We start from the raw sequence: 16,837 nt of genomic DNA, 5'->3' as shown, positions 1-16,837 counted from the left end.
TACGCAGACGTTTACTCGGATGACCGTTAAGGGTTGACCATCAGGCCGACAATAACGACCCTGTCTTGAACGCGGTGGCGGTCGCCACCTTAGCCACCCACATGCCCGTGCTGGCGTAGTGGCGGTTTTCCAGCGCGTACACCACGCCGCCATACTGCGAAGCCAATACGGCTACGCGGTCGTTCAAGGGGTCGATCACCTCTGCCACCGCTTGGCCGGCCTCGACGCGGCTGCCGGGCCGTACCAAGAAGGCCACCACGCCTGCATGTGGCGCGTAGAGGTTTTCCGAACCGGCCAGCGGGGTGGCTGGCTGCTTGAGCGCAGGCAGTTCCGGCGCCGGGCGATCGGTAACGAGGCCACGGTGGCGTAGAAAGTTCAAGATTGCTTCCGCATCTTGTTTTGCCAGGGAATGATTCACATCACCCTGCCCGCGCAACTCGACGGTGACGGCGAGGCAGGCCAGCTCGATCGGCGCATCCAGCCCATCGTTCGCCGCCAGTTCTTGCAATTCCCACCACACCCGGCAGCAAGCTTCGTCGAACGGGTCGCCCCCCGCTTCGGTGGACAGAAATTGGGCTGATGACCCGAGGTAGCGCGCCAGCGGTTCGCATTGCGCCCACAGGGGCGTGCCGGTATATACGTGCAGCGCGGCGTCGTAGTCGCAATGGAGATCGAGCACGATGTCCGCATCGGCCGCCAGCCGCATTAAATGCTGCCGCAGGCTTTGCAGTTCGGTGCGCTCCTGGGCCTGTTCGATGGCCTCACGTAAGGCGTTGCGAATGATGCGGGTGTTGTGTGCGTCATCGCGGCTGAGGAGCGGTTTAACCAGCGGATAGATGGTCTGGGCCAACTGCGGGTAGTAGCGGTTGAAGTTTTCGCCGGAAGCCAGATCAAAGCGCCCCAATTGCTGGCCGAGCAGGGTCTGGTCGTGCCCGATCGGGTTGGCCTGAGGCACCAGCACGATTTCGCCGTGAAGGTGGCCGGCGGCCTCCAGTTGCTTGAAGGCCGCCTTTAGGTGCCAGGCGACCAGCATGCCAGGCAATTCATCGGCGTGCAGCGATGCCTGGATATATGCCTTGGGGCCGCTGCCGGCATGGCCGAAATGCAGGCTGGTCAGCTGGCGTGCCGCCCCGAGGCTGGGGGAGCGCAGAGCGTGTTCGATTCGTTTCATGATCGCAATCAGGTTGGCCGTCCCAGGCTGTCCGGCCCGGGACGCGCTACGGTTTGTGTGGGGAGGCAGGAAGGGAGGCACGACCTGCGAGCGGGCCTCCCGCTCGGTGCCTTAGTGGCCGTAGACGTCGAAGTCGAAGTATTTCGCCGCAATCTTCTGGTAGGTGCCGTCCTTCAGCATCGCGGCAATCGCCCTGTCGATGGCAGCCTTCAAGTCGGCGTCTTCCTTGCGCAGCCCCACTGCCGTGCCGTAGCCCAGCGTTTTCTCGTCATCGAGCCCTGTCCCGGCCAGGCTGTAACCGCGCCCTGCCGGTGTCTTCAGGAAACCGTTCTTGGCTGTCACCGTGTCTTGCAGGGTAGCGTCCAAGCGCCCGCTCAGCAGATCCTGATAAACCTGGTCTTGGTTCTGGTAGGCCACCACAGTCACGCCTTTCGGCTCCCAGTTGGTCTTGGCGAACGTTTCTTGCGTGGAGCCTTGCTCTACGCCAACCCGCTTGCCCTTGAGCGATGCGACGGTCGGCTGCAGGCCGCTGCCTGCTTTGGCAACCAGGTTGGTCGGACCGTGGAACAGCTTGGCCGAGAAGTCGATTTCCTTCATGCGCTTCTCAGTTTTGGACATGGATGACAACACGCCGTCGAATTTCTTGGCCTTCAGCGCCGGGATCATGCCGTCGAAGGAGCTCTCCACCCAGACGCACTTGGCATTCATTCGCTTGCAGATCTCATTGCCCAGGTCGATGTCAAAGCCGACCACCTTGCCGTCAGGTGCCTTGTACTCGAACGGCTGGTAGGTGGCGTCTACCCCGAAGCGCACTTGTTTCCAGTCTTTGGCGGCGGCGCCCATCGACGTGGCCAGTATGGCGATCGACAGGGTAATAAGCGCTTTTTTCATCTCGTTTCTCCTTGTAGAAAGTCGAACCCTCTGTGGATGCGTAGTCGGCTTGTGCATCTTTCTTCGGGCGAGCCGGCTTGCAGAGCGGCTGAGCCAGTTTTTACAAGCCAGGTGCTTTCAGGTGCAAGAAAATTGATATGAAAATTTTCAAAAGTGTTGTTGTTTGATTGAATTTAACTCGCCGGTAGATCGTCCGCTTGCACCCAGGCGACGGCTGATATATAAATTTTCAGTTCTCGACTATCTGAAATGACGTCATGCCGAAGAGTTCGCCGGCGCTGTACGAATCGCCCGTGATGCGCCACATCGCCTTGACCCGGCCCAGCTTGGCGCCCGCGCTGGGCAAGGTGGCGGATTACCTGCTGCGTCACCCGCTCAAATCGGCCACGCTCACCATCGAGGAACTGGCGGTAGAAACCAAGACGTCACCGGCCGCGGTCAACCGGCTGGCCCGGGCGTTGGACTACGGCGGCTATTCCGGGCTCAAAGCGGCCCTGATGGAAACACTGCACGAGCTGGTCTCGCCGGTCGACAAGCTGCGTGTAGAACTGGAGCAGCGGCCATCAGGCGTGTTTGGCTTGCAGGAACAGCTCAAGACGACGGCGGCCAACCTGGCGGCAGCCAGTGATGCCAATCGCGAGACGGTATTTGAAGACACGGTGGCGACCCTGGCCGCTGCCCGGCGCATTTATGCGCTCGGGTTTGGCAACAGTGCCTACCTTGCCGGCTTGGCGGCGGCCACCCTGGTGCCGTTCTGTGCCGATACGATTGCGATCAGTATGGAAGGGGGCAACGAGAATGCGGCCTACCGCTTGGCCGCCATCGGCGAGACCGATGTACTGCTGGCCATTTCACTGCCGCGCTATTCGCTGGATACCGTGCAGCTGGCACGCTTCGCCAAGCAGCGCGGCGCCAAGGTGGTGGCCATTACCGATTCGCCGGTTTCACCGTTGTGCGAGATGGCCGATTACGTGTTGTACGCGCCGGTCGAGCACCCGGTACTGACCAGCTCCAACGGAGCAGCACTGGCGCTGATTGAAGGCCTGGTTGCCGCGGTGATGGCGTGCAACAAGGAAGCGGTGCGTCTCTCGGCCGAGCTGACCGAAAGCGTGTTGTCTTATCTGTATGTGTCCGCGCCTGACAGCCTTAGACCGAAAAAGCGCAAAGCTACCTAGTGCCTCTGGTGCGGTGCTGTTGGGGCGACGCGGAAGAGTGGAAGCCCCCCCTCCGTGGGATAGGGCATGAGGCGTAGCACTCGCAAATACCGTGTACCCAAGGGTGTACTCACAACAAAAACACGAATAGTGAAATGCAGTAAGGGCGAGGTTTTGAGCCAGCGACTCAGTAAACAGATCCAAGAATTTCACGCCGTGTCTGCACCACGTCAAAAGCCCCGTCAGTCGGGGCTTTGTTCATTTCAGGCCATGCCTAGTGCGCCCTAGACCTGGCCGTGGCCGGCGTCACTACTCGGTACCGGCATCATGCGCGGTGTGGGCCAATTCCTTTTCCACCTCTGCCGTCGTACCGACATGGTTGAACAGGGCGTTCAGCAGCACCGCCGACAGCGCCGCCATGGTGATGCCGCTGTGGGTGAACGGGCGGGTCCAGTCCGGCAGGGCGTGGAAGAAATTCGGCGACACCATCGGAATCACCCCCAGCCCCAGGCTGACGGCCACCACTAGCAGGTTGGTGCGGTGCTCGAAGTCAACGCGCTGCAGAATCTTTATGCCGGTGGCCGCCACCATGCCGAACATGCAGATGCCAGCCCCGCCCAACACTGGCTGCGGGATGGATGCCACCACCGCGCCCATTTTCGGGAACAGGCCGAACAGGATCAGGATCACGCCGGAAACGGCCACCGCCCAGCGGCTGCGGATGCCGGTCATGCCCACGAGGCCGACGTTCTGCGAGAACGAGGTGTACGGGAAGGTGTTGAACAGGCCGCCGATGATGGTGCCGAGGCCATCGGTGCGCAGGCCACGTACCAGGCTGGTATGGTCAACCGGCCGATCGCAGATTTCACCGAGCGCCAGAAACATGCCGGTTGATTCCACCAGGGTGACGATCATCACCAGGCAGAACGACACGATCGAACCGATCTCGAACTGCGGCAGGCCGAAGCGGAACGGCAGCACCAGCGCGAACCAGTCGGCTTTGCCTACCACGGTGAAATCCACCAGCCCGAGCAGCACCGCCACCACATAGCCTATGGCCAGGCCAGTCAGCACCGCGATGTTGGCGAGGAAACCGGTGGCCAACTTGTTGATGAGCAAGATGGCCACCAGCACGATCGCGACGATCATCAGGTTCTGCGGCGCACCGAAATCCTTGGCGCCAAAGCCGCCACCGGCCCAGTTCACACCGACCTGCAGCAGGCTAACGCCGATCACCGTGATCACCGTGCCGGTCACCAGCGGCGGGAAGAACCGGATCAGCTTGCCGAACCCCGGTGCGATTAACACCCCGAACACGCCGGAAGCGATCACCGCGCCGTAGATCTGCAGCAGGCCCTGGCCGGAGCTTGCCATCGCGACCATCGGGCCGACCGCGGCGAAGGTCACGCCCATGATCACCGGCAGGCGGATGCCGAACTTCCAGAAGCCGATACATTGAATCAACGTGGCGACGCCGCAAGAGAACAGATCGGCGTTGACCAGAAAGGCCAGTTGCTGCGGCGGCAGTTTCAGCGCGCCGCCCACGATCAGCGGCACCGCGATGGCGCCCGCGTACATCACCAGCACGTGTTGCAGCGAGACCGGCAGCATCCGGCTCCACGGCAGTACTTCATCGACCGAATGGACATTGACAGCATTAGCATTACTCATGCGTCTCTCCTAAGAGTAACGGAGCGAAGATGCAAAGGCCCTATATGCCTGGCCACTCTGCGATCGATTACAGATGCCACTCCAGATTGACGAACGGCGTATTGGTGGACCGCTCGCGTTGCCGAACTTGTTCTTCCAGTATTCATAGCCGACGCCGGCAAAGAAAGTGTCTATCTTGTCGAACGCAAATTGACCGACATTCACCAGCGTTTCCGGGGCGGTTTGGTTGCCGAAGCCGTCCTCACCCTTGGCCGGCACGAAGTGACCGAAATCCTTGAACTTGAACGGCACAGCGCCGAGCTGAACGGCACGCCCCAGCAGGTTCCCACATCCAGGTTAAGCAAAAACTAAGGTCGGATTGGGTGTTTCGCGTGATTGAGCTTGTGCGGTAGGGCCGCCCGCTGCCTCGGGCCTTCGCATGGGGTCGACATGATTAATCGGCCTCCTCCAGCGCTGCATTGAGGCCCGCTGACAGCTCGAGAGTGATTCGGACATCTGACGGCTCGGTGCTGTCTAGCGCCGCTCGGAAGAGACGCAGGCCCTCGGTGGCGATCTGATCCGTTGTGGCCCCGCAGCTGTCCAACAGCGGCACACTCACCACACTAAAGAAGGCGCTACTCACTAGCCAGCTTTCCGTGGTGTCTAGCCATTCAACCTGGATGTCGACCTCGTAGCCATTGGGCTGGTCGGACTTTGGGCGCACAGCAATCGGCCTGATGTTAGCTATCTGCATGGCGATACTTTCTAGCTGTTGTTATGACAGTTGTAGCACCATACCGCCGAGATAGCGACAGAGTTCCGCCGCTCCGCTTGCTGGCACCAAGAACTTGCTTACCAGCCCGGTCACCATGGAACTACCGCTCTCAAGCCAGACACGAAGGTAGTAGCTCGAGAGAGCGCCCGAACGAAAAGCCACCCAAGGTACCCAAAGCAAAAACGCGACGAATAGAAAAAGCTAGGATTGTCGGGGCTTTGAGCCGCCGACTAAGCAAACAGATCCATCACGCCATCCGCCTCGTGCCGGATAGCCTAAAGAAGCCCCGCCTAGGAGCTTTGTTCATTTTGCGTGCCCCCACCGCCCGTTCTGCAGATCGCTTCGGTACAAGCACCTCATCGGGATTCAGGAGCCGGGAATGGGCATACCGACGACAAGCTGATTCGGCTTAGATCGTGGCCGGCTAACGCGTTGAGGGTAAAGTGGGAGGCGATTCATCCATCCATTTTCACGTCAAGAAAGGCGAAACCATGCTCAAACGACTCTTGCTAGCCGCCGTGCTGACGGCTCTCGCCGGATGCTCCTCGACGACCGCCTACGGCGAAGTCGGTGCCTCGGTGGGCAGATCGCAGACCAGCCAATAGCCCCGTCCCGCCAACCCGCTTCGGCGGGTTTCTTGTTGCCGATTTCGGTAACGCAGGCTCCTCACCGCTACGTTGACGCACAGCGTGCCGCGGCCTTCGTAGTCCGTGCAAGCAGCGAGACCACGTCGATCGCTCGTCGCCCGGCTTGAAAAATATTTTCACTACCACTAGTAATTGCTCTAAAAATAAGATAATTTTTTTCAAACACGGCGTAGAACGATCCAATGCTTGAAAAAAATTTTCATACCCAGCCGCTCGACACCACGACCAAGGGACTCGGTGCCGCGCCGTCCGACGCGGAACTGGCCGGCGTCGGCCAGCTCGGCTGGCGCATCCTCAACGAAGACGTCAGCCTGCCGGTGGCGGTGCTGCGCGAGAGCCGGATCGCGCACAACCTCGAGTGGATGCAGACCTTCATCGACCGCTACGGCGTCAAGCTCGCGCCACACGGCAAGACCACGATGAGCCCGGCCTTGTTCGCACGCCAGCTGGAGCACGGCGCCTGGGGTATCACGCTCGCCACCGCGCCGCAGGTACAGGCCGCCTGTGCCTACGGCGTGCGCCGCGTGCTGATGGCCAACCAGCTGGTCGGCAAGGGCAATATGGCGATCATCGCCGGCCTCCAGCGCGACTACGCCGACTTCGAGTTCTGCTGCATCGTCGATTCGGCCGACAACGCCGACGCGCTCGGGGGCTACTTCGCCGAGCGCGGCCAGAAGCTGCGGGTGATGCTCGAATACGGCGTGGCCGGCGGTCGCACCGGCGTGCGCGATCTGGCGCAGGAACAGGCGGTGCTCGCCGCGATCGCGCGCTGGCCGCAGTCGCTGGCGCTGGTCGGCGTCGAGGTGTACGAGGGCGTGCTGAAGGACGAGACGACGATCCGTTCCTTCCTGCAGCATGTGCTGGCGCGCACCCGCGCCATCGTCGCGGCCGGCCGCTTCGCCGAGCCGACCGTGCTGCTGTCCGGCGCCGGCTCGGCCTGGTACGACGTGGTCGCCGACGAGTTCGCCCGCCAGGACGTCGGCGCGCCGCTCGAGGTGATCCTGCGCCCCGGCTGCTACCTGACCCACGACGTCGGCATCTACAAGGAGGCCGAGCAGCGCATCCAGGCGAACAACCCGATCGCGCGCGAGATGCGCCGCAGCCTGCTGCCGGCCTTGCAACTGTGGGCCAACGTGCAGTCGCTGCCCGAGCCGGGTCGCGTGATCATCGCGCTCGGCAAGCGCGACGCGGCGTTCGACGCCGGCTTCCCGATCGCCTCGCTGCACTACCGTCCCGGCCAGTCGGACAAGCCGGCAGCCGCGCCGGCCGACTGGCAGATCACCGCGATGATGGACCAGCACGCATTTATGGCGATTCCGCCCGATGCCGACATCAAGGTCGGCGACATGATCGCCTTCGACATCTCCCACCCCTGCCTGACCTTCGACAAGTGGCGCCAGCTGCTGTTGGTCGACGACGACTACAAGGTGGTCGGCGCGGTGGCGACGTTCTTCTAAGAGCCACGACTCAAGCAGTACAAGCCAATGACCAAGCGCCGCCCGCCATGCCCGGGCGGCCATTCCTACAAAAGAAACAAGGAGAGAGATCCATGACCCCAGTACTGGGCACGCAGCTGCTTGTCTACGCGGTGATCGCGATCATCGCGCTGATCGTGCTGATCGCGCGCTACCGGATCAACCCGTTCATCGTGCTGACCGTGGTGTCGCTGGGCCTGGCGCTCGCGGCGCAGATGCCGGCGAAAGACATCATGGCCGCCTACGAGGCCGGCGTCGGCAAGACGCTCGGCCATATCGCGCTGGTCGTCGCGCTGGGCACCATGCTCGGCAAGATGATGGCCGAATCGGGCGGCGCCGAGCAGATCGCCCGCACGCTGATCGACCGCTTCGGCGAGAAGAACGCGCACTGGGCGATGGTCTGCATCGCCTTCCTGTGCGGCCTGCCGCTGTTCTTCGAGGTCGGCTTCGTGCTGTTGGTGCCGATCGCGTTCACCGTTGCCAAGCGCGCCGGCGTGTCGATCCTGATGGTCGGCCTGCCTATGGTGGCCGGCCTGTCGGTGGTGCACGGCCTGGTGCCGCCGCATCCGGCGGCGATGCTGGCGGTAGGCGAATACGGCGCGCAGGTTGGCCGAACCATCTTCTACGCGGTCGTGGTCGGCGTGCCGACCGCGGCGATCGCCGGGCCGATCTTCGCCAAGCTGATCGTGCCGCGCATCCAGCTGCCCGAGGTCAACCCGATCGCCGCCCAGTTCACCGACCGGCACCTGAACCGTCAGCTGCCGAGCTTCGGCGTCACCATCGCCACCATCCTGCTGCCGGTGTTCCTGATGCTGATCGGCGGTTGGGCCAATGTGCTCGCGCCGGCCGGCAGTGCGCTGAACAGCTTCCTGTTGTTCATCGGCAATTCGGTCGTCGCGCTGTTGATCGCGACCCTGGTCAGCTTCTGGACGCTCGGTCTCGCGCGCGGTTTCAGCCGCGAGAACATCCTCAAGTTCACCAACGAGTGCCTCGCGCCGACCGCCGGCATCACCCTCTTGGTCGGCGCCGGCGGCGGACTGAACCGGATCCTGATCGAGTCTGGCGTCACCAAGGAGATCATCGCGCTGTCGGCGGCGTTCCAGCTGTCGCCGCTCTTGCTCGGCTGGCTGCTCGCCGCGCTGATGCGCGTCGCCACCGGCTCGGCCACCGTCGCGATGACCACCGCCGCCGGCATCGTCGCGCCGATCGCGCTGGCGACGCACTACCCGCACCCGGAACTCTTGGTGCTCGCGACCGGCGCCGGCTCGCTTATCCTGTCGCACGTGAACGACGGCGGCTTCTGGCTGATCAAGGAGTACTTCAATATGACGGTGACGCAGACCTTCAAGACCTGGACCGTGCTCGAAACGCTGATCTCGGTGGTGGCGTTCGGCCTGACCGCCCTCATCGCCAGCGTGATCTAACCCCCGACAAGGACTCATCGTGGACATCATCTACCAGATCCGGGCGCGCCGTGACCGGCTCAGCCCCACCGAGCTGAAGATCGCCGAGGCTATCCTCGACGACGTCGAGTTTGCCGCCGCCGCCGGCATCGAGCAGTTGGCCGACAAGGCCGGCGTCAGCGCCGCGGCGATGTCGCGCTTCGCCAAGGCGCTCGGCTGCGACGACATCCGCGACCTGCGCCGCCGCCTCGCGCAGGCGAGCACGGTCGGCGCGCGCTTCCTGAAACAAGCCCCCGAGCGCGGCGACTCGGCGTTCTTCAACAACATCGTCGGCGACATCGAGAGCGCGCTGCGCCGCCAGCTGGCCGGCTTCGACGAGGCACAGTTCGCCGCCGCCGCCTCGCTGCTCGAAGGCGCCAAGATGATCTACGCTTTCGGGATGGGCGGCTGTTCGACGATCTTTTCGGCCGAGCTGCAGTACCGGCTGGTGCGGCTCGGCTTCCCGATCGCCGCCTACCACGACCCGGTGATGATGCGGCTGACCGGCGCCACGCTCGGCCCGGAGCACACCGTGGTGGCGTTCTCGGTCACCGGCGTCACCCCGGAGATGCTCGACGCCGCCCGGCTGGTGAAGGGCTACGGCGCGAACCTGGTCGCGATCACCCGCGAGGGCACGCCGCTGGCGGCGCTCGCCGACGTGGTGCTGCCGGTGTTCACCGACGAGACCGACTTCATCTACAAGCCGACCGCCGCCCGCTACGGCATGCTGCTGGCGGTCGATATCCTGGCGACCGAACTGGCGCTGCGCGCGCCCGACACCAGCAAGGAGCTGCTGCGCCGGGTCAAGCTGGCGATGGACGATTACCGCGGCGGCGGAGACCGGCTGCCGCTCGGAGACTGAACCATGAACCATTACGACACGCTGGTCCGCAAGGTGACGGTGCTCGACGGCAGCGGCCGGCCGGGCTTCGTCGCCGACGTCGGCATCCGCGACGCCCGCATCGCGCTGCTCGGCGACGCGGCCGACTCCAGCGCCGACCATGTCATCGACGGCGCCGGCCTCGCGCTCGCTCCGGGCTTCATCGACGTGCACACGCACGACGACACCGTGGTGATCCGCCAGCCCGAGATGCTGCCGAAGCTCACGCAGGGCGTCACCACCGTGGTGGTCGGCAACTGCGGCATCAGCGCGTCGCCGGTGCGACTGCGCGGCGAGCCGCCCGACCCGATGAACCTGCTCGGCCCGGCCGAGGCGTTCGTCTACCCGCGCTTCGCCGACTACCGCGCCGCGGTCGACGCCGCGCGTCCGGCGGTCAACGTCGCCGCGCTGGTCGGCCACACCGCGCTGCGCAGCAACCACCTCGACCGGCTCGACCGCACCGCGACCGAAGCCGAGATCGCCGCGATGCGCGCCGAGCTGGCCGACAGCCTGGCCTCAGGCGCGCTCGGCATGAGCACCGGCCTCGCGTACGCGTCGGCGTTCAACGCCAGCACCGACGAGGTCAAGCAGTTGGCCGAAGAGCTCGACCGACAGGGCGGCGTGTACACCACCCATCTGCGCAGCGAATTCGAACCTATCCTGGAGGCGATGGACGAGGCGTTCAGCATCGGCCGCCACGCCAAGAGCCCGGTGATCGTGTCGCACCTGAAGTGCGCCGGCGCCGGCAACTGGGGGCGCAGCACCGAGGTGCTCGGCGCGCTCGACAAGGCGGCCGAGTCGCACCCGGTCGGCTGCGACTGCTACCCGTACTCGGCCAGCTCGTCGACGCTGGACCTGAAACAGGTCACCGACGACTTCGACATCTTCATCACCTGGTCGGACCCGCACCCCGAGATGGCCGGCCAGACGCTGGCGGCGATCGCCGCGGCGTGGAACGAGTCCTTGCTCGACGCGGCGCAGCGGCTGCAGCCGGCCGGCGCGGTTTACCACTGCATGGACGACGCCGACGTCAACCGCTTCCTCAGCCACCCGCTGACGATGATCGGCTCGGACGGCCTGCCCGAAGACCCGAAGCCGCACCCGCGGCTGTGGGGCGCGTTCCCGCGCGTGCTCGGCCACTACAGCCGCGACGTCGGCCTGTTTCCGATGCACGAGGCGGTACGCAAGATGACCGGCCTGTCGGCGGCGCGCTTCGGCCTCGTCGAACGCGGCGAGATCAAGCCCGGTTACTGGGCGGACCTGGTGCTGTTCGACCCGACGACGGTACGCGACACCGCCCGCTTCGACGACCCGGTGCGACGCGCCGACGGCATCCTGGCGGTCTGGGTCAACGGCGTGCTGTCTTACCGCAACGGCGAGCCGTGCGGCCCGCGCGCCGGCCGCTTCCTCGCGCGCGACACCGATCTGCGCGCAAGTTTTCCCTCATCAAATAGATAAAAGGAATCTCCCCCATGAGCGATCTGAAACGATACGGCGTCGAAGGCGGCAGCGGCACCGGCGGCCAGCACCTGCCGTTCGCCCGCGCGGTCGAGGCCGACGGCTGGCTGTACGTGTCCGGCCAGACCCCGATGGTCAACGGCGAGGTGATCGACGGCGGCATCGTCGCGCAGTCGCACCAGACCATCCAGAACGTGCTCGCGATCCTGAACGAAGCCGGCTACGGCCCGGAGCACGTGGTGCGCTGCGGCGTATGGCTGGACGACGCGCGCGACTTCATGTCGTTCAACCGGGTGTTCAAGGAATACTTCGGCGCCAACCCGCCGGCGCGCGCCTGCGTGCAGTCGAGCATGGTGATCGACTGCAAGGTGGAAGTGGACTGCGTCGCCTACAAGAAGCCGGCCAAATAATCGTTACCGGTACAGCTTGGCCGAAGCGTATCGGTTCGGCCAACGTCCTGATCAAAGCATGAAGAGAAACAAATGCAGATAGCGTGCCTCGGCGAATGCATGATCGAACTGAGCGGCCAGCCGCTAGAGCGCCGTTTCGGCGGCGATACCCTGAACACCGCGCTGTACCTGGCCCGGCTGCTGCAAGGCCGCGCCGGCCGCGTTCACTACCTGACCGCGCTCGGCACCGATAAGCTCAGCGACGAGCTCATCACCGCCTGGCAGGCCGAGGGCATCGCCACCGGCCGGGTCGCGCGCCTCGCCGGCCGGCTTCCAGGGCTGTACCTGATCGAGACCGACGCGCAGGGCGAGCGCACCTTCCTCTACTGGCGCGGCGACAGCGCGGCGCGCCACTACTTCGCCGGCGACATCGACTTCGCCGCGCTGTTCGACCGTAGAAACACCGACGCGCTCTACCTGTCGGGCATCTCGCTCGCGCTGTTCCCGCCCAACCGCCGCGACGCGCTGATCACCGCCGTGGCCCAGTTCAAGCACGCCGGCGGCCGCATCTGGTTCGACAACAACTTCCGCCCGGCCTTGTGGTCGGGCGACGAAGCGCGCTATTACCACGAGCGGCTGATCGCGCTGTCCGACATCGCGCTGCTGACGCAGGACGACGAGGTCGCGCTGTACGGCGCGCACGACGCGACGCAGACGCTGCAACGCGCGCGGCAACTCGGTTGCCCGGAGGTGGTGGTGAAACAGGGCAAGGCGCCGTGCCTGATCGGCACGCCGCATTCTGTGGTGGAAGTGGCCCCCGAAGCGGTGGCGACGGTGGTCGACACCTGCGCGGCCGGCGATTCGTTCGCCGCCGGGTATCTGGCGAGCCGCAGCCGGGGCCTGCCGCCTGCCGCCGCCGCGGCCAACGGGCACCGCTTGTCCGGCACGGTGATCCGCTACCCCGGCGCGATCATCCCGGGCGACGCGATGCCAAAACTCGCGCTGTAGATCGGACTCCCTCCTTCAAACGCAACGGCCGCCCCTGGGCGGCCGTTTTGCTGAACGGGACTGTCGTCAGGCTGGATGCTCCAACTGTGCCAGCACCTCGTCGACCAGCGCGTCGACCGGCTGATCGATCCCCACCCGCACCACGCCCTCGTCCGCCTGCGGCACTTCCAGCGTCGCGAGCTGGCTGTCGAGCAGGCTGGCCGGCATGAAGTGGTCGTGGCGCGCCGCCATGCGCACCTCGAGCAGAGCCCGCTCGCCGCGCAGATAGACCAGCGTGAACGGCGCGCCGGCGCGCAGGCGGTCGCGGTACGCGCGCTTCAGCGCCGAACAGCTCAGCACCACCGCCTCGCCCCGTTCGGCCGCGTCGCGCAGCTGGCCGGCGAGCTGATCGAGCCAGCCGGCGCGGTCGTCGTCGTTCAGCGGTGTACCGGCGGCCATCTTCGCGACGTTGGCCGCCGGGTGGAACTCGTCGCCCTCCACGTAGCGCAGGCTCAGCCGTTCGGCCAACGTTCGCCCGACGCTGCTCTTGCCGGCGCCGCACACGCCCATCACCACGATGCTGTTCATGCCGTCCTCCCCGCCGCTTCGCTCAGTAGACGAAACGCTCGCGCAGGTCTTCCAGGTTCAGCTCGGCGAGGATCGCCTCGAGCCGCTCCTGCGCGTTCTTGCGGCGCTGGCCGGTATGGCGGGCGATGATCAGCTCGTTCTTCATCGAGTGCTCCCAGCCGACCAGCTCGGTCACCGTCAGCTGGTAGCCGTGCGCCTCCAGCTGCAGGCAGCGCAGCACGTTAGTGATCTGGCTGCCGAACTCGCGAGTGTGGATCGGGTGGCGCCAGATTTCCGACAGCGGCGTCTTGCCGAAGCTCTGGTTCTTGTGCTTGCGCAGCACCGTGGCCACTTCGGCCTGGCAGCACGGCACCAGCACGATGAAGCGTGCCTGCTTGGCCAGCGCGAACTTGATCGCATCGTCGGTGGCGGTGTTGCAGGCGTGCAGCGCGGTCACCACGTCGATCCGCTCCGGCAGTTCGGGCGCGCTGATCGACTGCTCGACGCTCAGGTTGAGGAAGGACATCCGCTCGAAGCCGAGACGCTGCGCCAACTCGCGGGTGCGGTCGACCAACTCCTGGCGAGTCTCGATGCCGTAGATATGGCCGGCCCCGCGCGCCTTCAGCACCAGGTCGTAGAGGATGAAGCCGAGGTAGGACTTGCCGGCGCCGTGGTCGGCCAGCGTCAAATCGCCCTGCTCGTCGAGCAGCTCGGTGAGCAGCGGCTCGATGAACTGCACCAGGTGGTAGACCTGTTTGAGTTTGCGGCGGCTGTCCTGGTTGAGCTTGCCGTCGCGGGTGAGGATGTGCAGCTCTTTCAGCAGCTCGACCGACTGCTCGGGCTTGATTTCCGGGATGAGGCTCATGAATCGGATTTCCTAATCGTATTGACCTATTTTAGCGCGCTGGATCGACCTGTTCGGCCAACCAGTCGAGCACGCCGAGCGCGGCGGCGCGGCCGCTGGCGAAGCAGGCGGTCAGCAGGTAGCCGCCGGTCGGCGCCTCCCAGTCGAGCATTTCGCCGGCGCAGAACACCCCGGGTAGCGCGCGTAGCATCAACCGCGCGTCGAGCGCCGTAAAGCACACCCCGCCGGCGCTGCTGATCGCCTCGTCGAGCGGCCGCGGCGCGCTCAATCGCACAGGCAGCGCCTTGATCGCGGCGGCGAGCTGCGGCGGATCGGCGAACTGCTCCTTGGTCAGGCACTCGCGCAGCAGCCCGGCCTTGACGCCCTTGATGCCGACCCGGCTCTGCAGGTGGCTGGACAGCGAGCGCGAGCCGCGCGGGTACGCGACCTCGGCGAGCACCCGCTCGGCACTCTTGTCCGGGGACAGGTCCAGCGTCAGCGTGGCGCTGCCGTGCGCGGCGATTTCGTCGCGCAGGCTAGCCGACAAGGCGTACACCAGGCTGCCCTCGACGCCGTAGCCGGACACCACGAATTCGCCGCGACGGCTCAGCACCACGCCGTGCGGGCCGGTCACGCTCGCCACCACCGCCTTCACCGGCTCGCCGGCGAACTTGTCCTTGAAATGCTCGCTCCAGCCCGCCTCGAAGCCGCAGTTGGCCGGCACGAGCGGCGCGACGTCGACGCCGCGTTCGACCAACCTGCTCACCCACGCGCCGTCCGAGCCGAGCTTGGCCCAGCTGCCGCCGCCGAGCGCCAACAGCGTCGTGTCGGCGCTGACGGTCTTGTCACCGTCCGGAGTCGCGAAGCGCAACGCCCCGGCGGCATCCCAGCCCAGCCAACGATGGCGCACGTGGATCGCCACGCCGGCGTCGCGCAGCCGCGCGAGCCAGGCGCGCAGCAGCGGCGCCGCCTTCATCTGGGTCGGGAACACCCGGCCGGAGCTGCCGACGAAGGTGTCGATGCCGAGGCCGTGCACCCAGTCGCGCAGCGCCACGCCGTCGAACGCCGCCAGCAGCGGCTCGAGCTCGGCGCGGCGCGCGCCGTAGCGCACCATGAACGGCTCGAACGGCTCGGAGTGGGTGATGTTCATGCCGCCGACACCGGCGAGCAGGAACTTGCGCCCCACCGACGGCATCGCGTCGTACAGCTCGACGCGTACGCCGTGCGCCACCAGCACCTCGGCGGCCATCAGCCCGGCCGGGCCACCGCCGACGATGGCGACGATGTTCGTCTGCGTGGTCATCGCTGCAGGTCCTGTGTGTCGCTCCGCCTCATGCCGCTTCCTTCCTGTCTGCGCCGGCGTCGTGCCGGGTCCTGAAAAACGAAATGCCGGCCACGCGCAGCGCGACCGGCAAACAGCGGCAATTTTTACAGAAAGCCGGGCAAAACCCAAGCATCGTCGGCCCAAACGGTCTGCGGGCGGCCAGCATCACCACGAAAAACGCCGCTTCCCTCTCAAGGGAAGCGGCGTTTCTTGGCTAAGGCACTATCGGGGCAAGCGGCCGGCTTGCCTAACCGTTCAGTTCTTCGCCCAGATCAGCCGGGCGATCGCCGACGAGTCGAGGTCGCCGTCGCCCTGCTCGATCAGCTCGCGGATCAGCTCGGTCATCCGCTCCGACTCCGGCAGGCTGATGCCGAGCTCGCGTGCGGTGTCGAGCACGATGTTCATGTCCTTCAGGTGCAGCGTCGCCTTGAAGCCGGCCGGGAACGCGTCGTCGATCATCCGCTGGCCATGCACGTCGAGCACCCGGCTCTGCGCAAAGCCGCCCATCAGCGCGGAGCGAACCGCGGCGAGGTCGACGTCGCAGGCGCGCGCCAGCTTCATCACCTCGGCCACTGCCATCACCGTCACGCCGACCGCGATCTGGTTGCACGCCTTGGCTACCGAACCGGCGCCGGAATCGCCGACCAGCGTGACACTCTTGCCCATCGCCTCCAGCGCCGGGCGCAGCGTTTCCAGCGCCGCCGCGTCGCCGCCAACCATGAAGGCCAGCGTCGCGTTGATCGCGCCGATCTCACCACCCGATACCGGGCAATCGAGGAAATTCACCCCCTTTTCGGCCAACTTCGCCGCGATGCGGCGCGCGCCGATCGGCGAGATGGTACTCATGTCGGCGACGACCTGGCCGGCCTTCAGCGCACCGAACACGCCGGCTTCGTCGCTCAGCACCGCTTCCACGTCCGGCGTATCCGGCAGGTTGGTGATCAGCACGTCGACTCGGCCCGTCAGTACGGCCGGACTGTCCGCCCACTGCGCACCGGCGGCCAGCAGCGGTTCAGCCGACTCGCGGCGGCGCGCCCATACCGTCACCTCGTGGCCGGCCTTGAGCAGATTGAGCACGCACGGCTTGCCCATGATGCCAAGCCCGATATAACCGATATTCATTGTCTAGCTCCCCTGGCGTTCCGGCCGACGCCACGCAGACTGGCGTTCGCTTCCGGAAGCG

At 65.4% G+C, this 16,837-nt stretch carries 17 protein-coding genes; 9 read left to right on the top strand and 8 right to left on the bottom strand.

Annotated features, from left to right (window positions below; genetic code table 11):
• Positions 1-40: 40 nt before the first annotated feature.
• Together ACZ2IA_RS12535 and ACZ2IA_RS12530 are read right to left on the bottom strand one after the other, a co-directional pair.
• Positions 41-1,171, bottom strand: a complete 1,131-nt coding sequence (locus ACZ2IA_RS12535) for a succinylglutamate desuccinylase/aspartoacylase family protein (protein ID WP_470292916.1) — start codon at positions 1,169-1,171, stop codon at positions 41-43.
• A gap of 111 nt (positions 1,172-1,282) precedes the next feature.
• Positions 1,283-2,062 (bottom strand): ABC transporter substrate-binding protein, encoded by a 780-nt coding sequence (locus ACZ2IA_RS12530; protein WP_470292915.1) that lies wholly within the window; start codon positions 2,060-2,062, stop codon positions 1,283-1,285.
• 257 nt (positions 2,063-2,319) lie between these two features.
• Between ACZ2IA_RS12530 and ACZ2IA_RS12525 the strand changes: the two genes are divergently transcribed.
• Entirely contained in the window at positions 2,320-3,237 is a 918-nt protein-coding gene (locus ACZ2IA_RS12525; protein ID WP_470292914.1) for a MurR/RpiR family transcriptional regulator, read from the top strand.
• A gap of 288 nt (positions 3,238-3,525) precedes the next feature.
• Here ACZ2IA_RS12525 and ACZ2IA_RS12520 read toward each other — a convergent pair whose 3' ends face one another.
• Positions 3,526-4,887, bottom strand: a complete 1,362-nt coding sequence (locus tag ACZ2IA_RS12520; RefSeq protein ID WP_470292913.1) for a nucleobase:cation symporter-2 family protein — start codon at positions 4,885-4,887, stop codon at positions 3,526-3,528.
• 189 nt (positions 4,888-5,076) lie between these two features.
• Between ACZ2IA_RS12520 and ACZ2IA_RS12515 the strand changes: the two genes are divergently transcribed.
• Positions 5,077-5,238: a hypothetical protein gene (locus ACZ2IA_RS12515; protein WP_470292912.1), complete on the top strand. Its 162-nt coding sequence runs from the start codon at positions 5,077-5,079 to the stop codon at positions 5,236-5,238.
• An 82-nt stretch (positions 5,239-5,320) separates the two neighbouring features.
• Here the strand turns inward: ACZ2IA_RS12515 and ACZ2IA_RS12510 are convergent, their stop codons facing one another.
• The gene (locus tag ACZ2IA_RS12510) at positions 5,321-5,620 is read right to left on the bottom strand and encodes a hypothetical protein (RefSeq protein ID WP_470292911.1); all 300 of its coding nucleotides are present in this window, start codon (positions 5,618-5,620) and stop codon (positions 5,321-5,323) included.
• A gap of 850 nt (positions 5,621-6,470) precedes the next feature.
• On the opposite strand from ACZ2IA_RS12510, the gene ACZ2IA_RS12505 reads away from it, so the two are divergent.
• The 6 genes from ACZ2IA_RS12505 (at position 6,471) to ACZ2IA_RS12480 (ending at position 12,940) form a co-directional block, all read left to right on the top strand.
• On the top strand, positions 6,471-7,745 hold the full coding sequence (locus ACZ2IA_RS12505; protein ID WP_470292910.1) for an amino acid deaminase: 1,275 nt from the start codon (positions 6,471-6,473) through the stop codon (positions 7,743-7,745).
• Between the two features lie 92 nt (positions 7,746-7,837).
• Positions 7,838-9,187, top strand: a complete 1,350-nt coding sequence (locus tag ACZ2IA_RS12500; protein WP_470292909.1) for a GntT/GntP/DsdX family permease — start codon at positions 7,838-7,840, stop codon at positions 9,185-9,187.
• Between the two features lie 19 nt (positions 9,188-9,206).
• Positions 9,207-10,067, top strand: coding sequence for a MurR/RpiR family transcriptional regulator (locus ACZ2IA_RS12495; protein WP_470292908.1), 861 nt, complete (start codon positions 9,207-9,209; stop codon positions 10,065-10,067).
• A 3-nt stretch (positions 10,068-10,070) separates the two neighbouring features.
• Positions 10,071-11,543: an N-acyl-D-amino-acid deacylase family protein gene (locus ACZ2IA_RS12490; protein WP_470292907.1), complete on the top strand. Its 1,473-nt coding sequence runs from the start codon at positions 10,071-10,073 to the stop codon at positions 11,541-11,543.
• A gap of 14 nt (positions 11,544-11,557) precedes the next feature.
• The gene (locus ACZ2IA_RS12485; RefSeq protein ID WP_470292906.1) at positions 11,558-11,953 is read left to right on the top strand and encodes a RidA family protein; all 396 of its coding nucleotides are present in this window, start codon (positions 11,558-11,560) and stop codon (positions 11,951-11,953) included.
• Between the two features lie 72 nt (positions 11,954-12,025).
• Positions 12,026-12,940, top strand: coding sequence for a sugar kinase (locus ACZ2IA_RS12480; RefSeq protein WP_470292905.1), 915 nt, complete (start codon positions 12,026-12,028; stop codon positions 12,938-12,940).
• A gap of 66 nt (positions 12,941-13,006) precedes the next feature.
• Here the strand turns inward: ACZ2IA_RS12480 and ACZ2IA_RS12475 are convergent, their stop codons facing one another.
• Genes ACZ2IA_RS12475 through ACZ2IA_RS12465 form a run of 3 tightly spaced genes read right to left on the bottom strand, consistent with a single transcriptional unit; the run spans position 13,007 to position 15,633 of the window.
• A complete protein-coding gene (locus ACZ2IA_RS12475; RefSeq protein ID WP_470292904.1) occupies positions 13,007-13,507 on the bottom strand; it encodes a gluconokinase in 501 nt (166 codons plus the stop codon).
• Positions 13,508-13,529: 22 nt separating this feature from the next.
• Positions 13,530-14,351, bottom strand: a complete 822-nt coding sequence (locus tag ACZ2IA_RS12470; protein ID WP_470292903.1) for a class I SAM-dependent methyltransferase — start codon at positions 14,349-14,351, stop codon at positions 13,530-13,532.
• Positions 14,352-14,382: 31 nt separating this feature from the next.
• Complete coding sequence (locus tag ACZ2IA_RS12465; RefSeq protein WP_470292902.1) at positions 14,383-15,633, bottom strand: TIGR03862 family flavoprotein; 1,251 nt, start codon at positions 15,631-15,633, stop codon at positions 14,383-14,385.
• An 83-nt stretch (positions 15,634-15,716) separates the two neighbouring features.
• Here ACZ2IA_RS12465 and ACZ2IA_RS12460 point away from each other — a divergent pair, with 83 nt between their 5' ends.
• Entirely contained in the window at positions 15,717-15,872 is a 156-nt protein-coding gene (locus tag ACZ2IA_RS12460; RefSeq protein ID WP_470292901.1) for a hypothetical protein, read from the top strand.
• 37 nt (positions 15,873-15,909) lie between these two features.
• Here ACZ2IA_RS12460 and ACZ2IA_RS12455 read toward each other — a convergent pair whose 3' ends face one another.
• A complete protein-coding gene (locus ACZ2IA_RS12455; protein ID WP_470292900.1) occupies positions 15,910-16,776 on the bottom strand; it encodes an NAD(P)-dependent oxidoreductase in 867 nt (288 codons plus the stop codon).
• Positions 16,777-16,837 lie beyond the last annotated feature (61 nt).

The sequence above is a fragment of the Crenobacter sp. CS_VA4 genome (assembly GCF_055597485.1).
This window is presented reverse-complemented; position numbering and strand designations above follow the sequence as displayed.

Bases quoted from the DNA above. Each gene is read 5' to 3' on its own strand.
- ACZ2IA_RS12535 (WP_470292916.1), bottom strand. From the start codon at position 1,171: ATGAAACGAATCGAACACGCTCTGCGCTCCCCCAGCCTCGGGGCGGCA.
- ACZ2IA_RS12530 (WP_470292915.1), bottom strand. From the start codon at position 2,062: ATGAAAAAAGCGCTTATTACCCTGTCGATCGCCATACTGGCCACGTCG.
- ACZ2IA_RS12525 (WP_470292914.1), top strand. From the start codon at position 2,320: ATGCCGAAGAGTTCGCCGGCGCTGTACGAATCGCCCGTGATGCGCCAC.
- ACZ2IA_RS12520 (WP_470292913.1), bottom strand. From the start codon at position 4,887: ATGAGTAATGCTAATGCTGTCAATGTCCATTCGGTCGATGAAGTACTG.
- ACZ2IA_RS12510 (WP_470292911.1), bottom strand. From the start codon at position 5,620: ATGCAGATAGCTAACATCAGGCCGATTGCTGTGCGCCCAAAGTCCGAC.
- ACZ2IA_RS12505 (WP_470292910.1), top strand. From the start codon at position 6,471: ATGCTTGAAAAAAATTTTCATACCCAGCCGCTCGACACCACGACCAAG.
- ACZ2IA_RS12500 (WP_470292909.1), top strand. From the start codon at position 7,838: ATGACCCCAGTACTGGGCACGCAGCTGCTTGTCTACGCGGTGATCGCG.
- ACZ2IA_RS12490 (WP_470292907.1), top strand. From the start codon at position 10,071: ATGAACCATTACGACACGCTGGTCCGCAAGGTGACGGTGCTCGACGGC.
- ACZ2IA_RS12485 (WP_470292906.1), top strand. From the start codon at position 11,558: ATGAGCGATCTGAAACGATACGGCGTCGAAGGCGGCAGCGGCACCGGC.
- ACZ2IA_RS12480 (WP_470292905.1), top strand. From the start codon at position 12,026: ATGCAGATAGCGTGCCTCGGCGAATGCATGATCGAACTGAGCGGCCAG.
- ACZ2IA_RS12475 (WP_470292904.1), bottom strand. From the start codon at position 13,507: ATGAACAGCATCGTGGTGATGGGCGTGTGCGGCGCCGGCAAGAGCAGC.
- ACZ2IA_RS12470 (WP_470292903.1), bottom strand. From the start codon at position 14,351: ATGAGCCTCATCCCGGAAATCAAGCCCGAGCAGTCGGTCGAGCTGCTG.
- ACZ2IA_RS12465 (WP_470292902.1), bottom strand. From the start codon at position 15,633: ATGACCACGCAGACGAACATCGTCGCCATCGTCGGCGGTGGCCCGGCC.
- ACZ2IA_RS12460 (WP_470292901.1), top strand. From the start codon at position 15,717: ATGCCGGCCACGCGCAGCGCGACCGGCAAACAGCGGCAATTTTTACAG.
- ACZ2IA_RS12455 (WP_470292900.1), bottom strand. From the start codon at position 16,776: ATGAATATCGGTTATATCGGGCTTGGCATCATGGGCAAGCCGTGCGTG.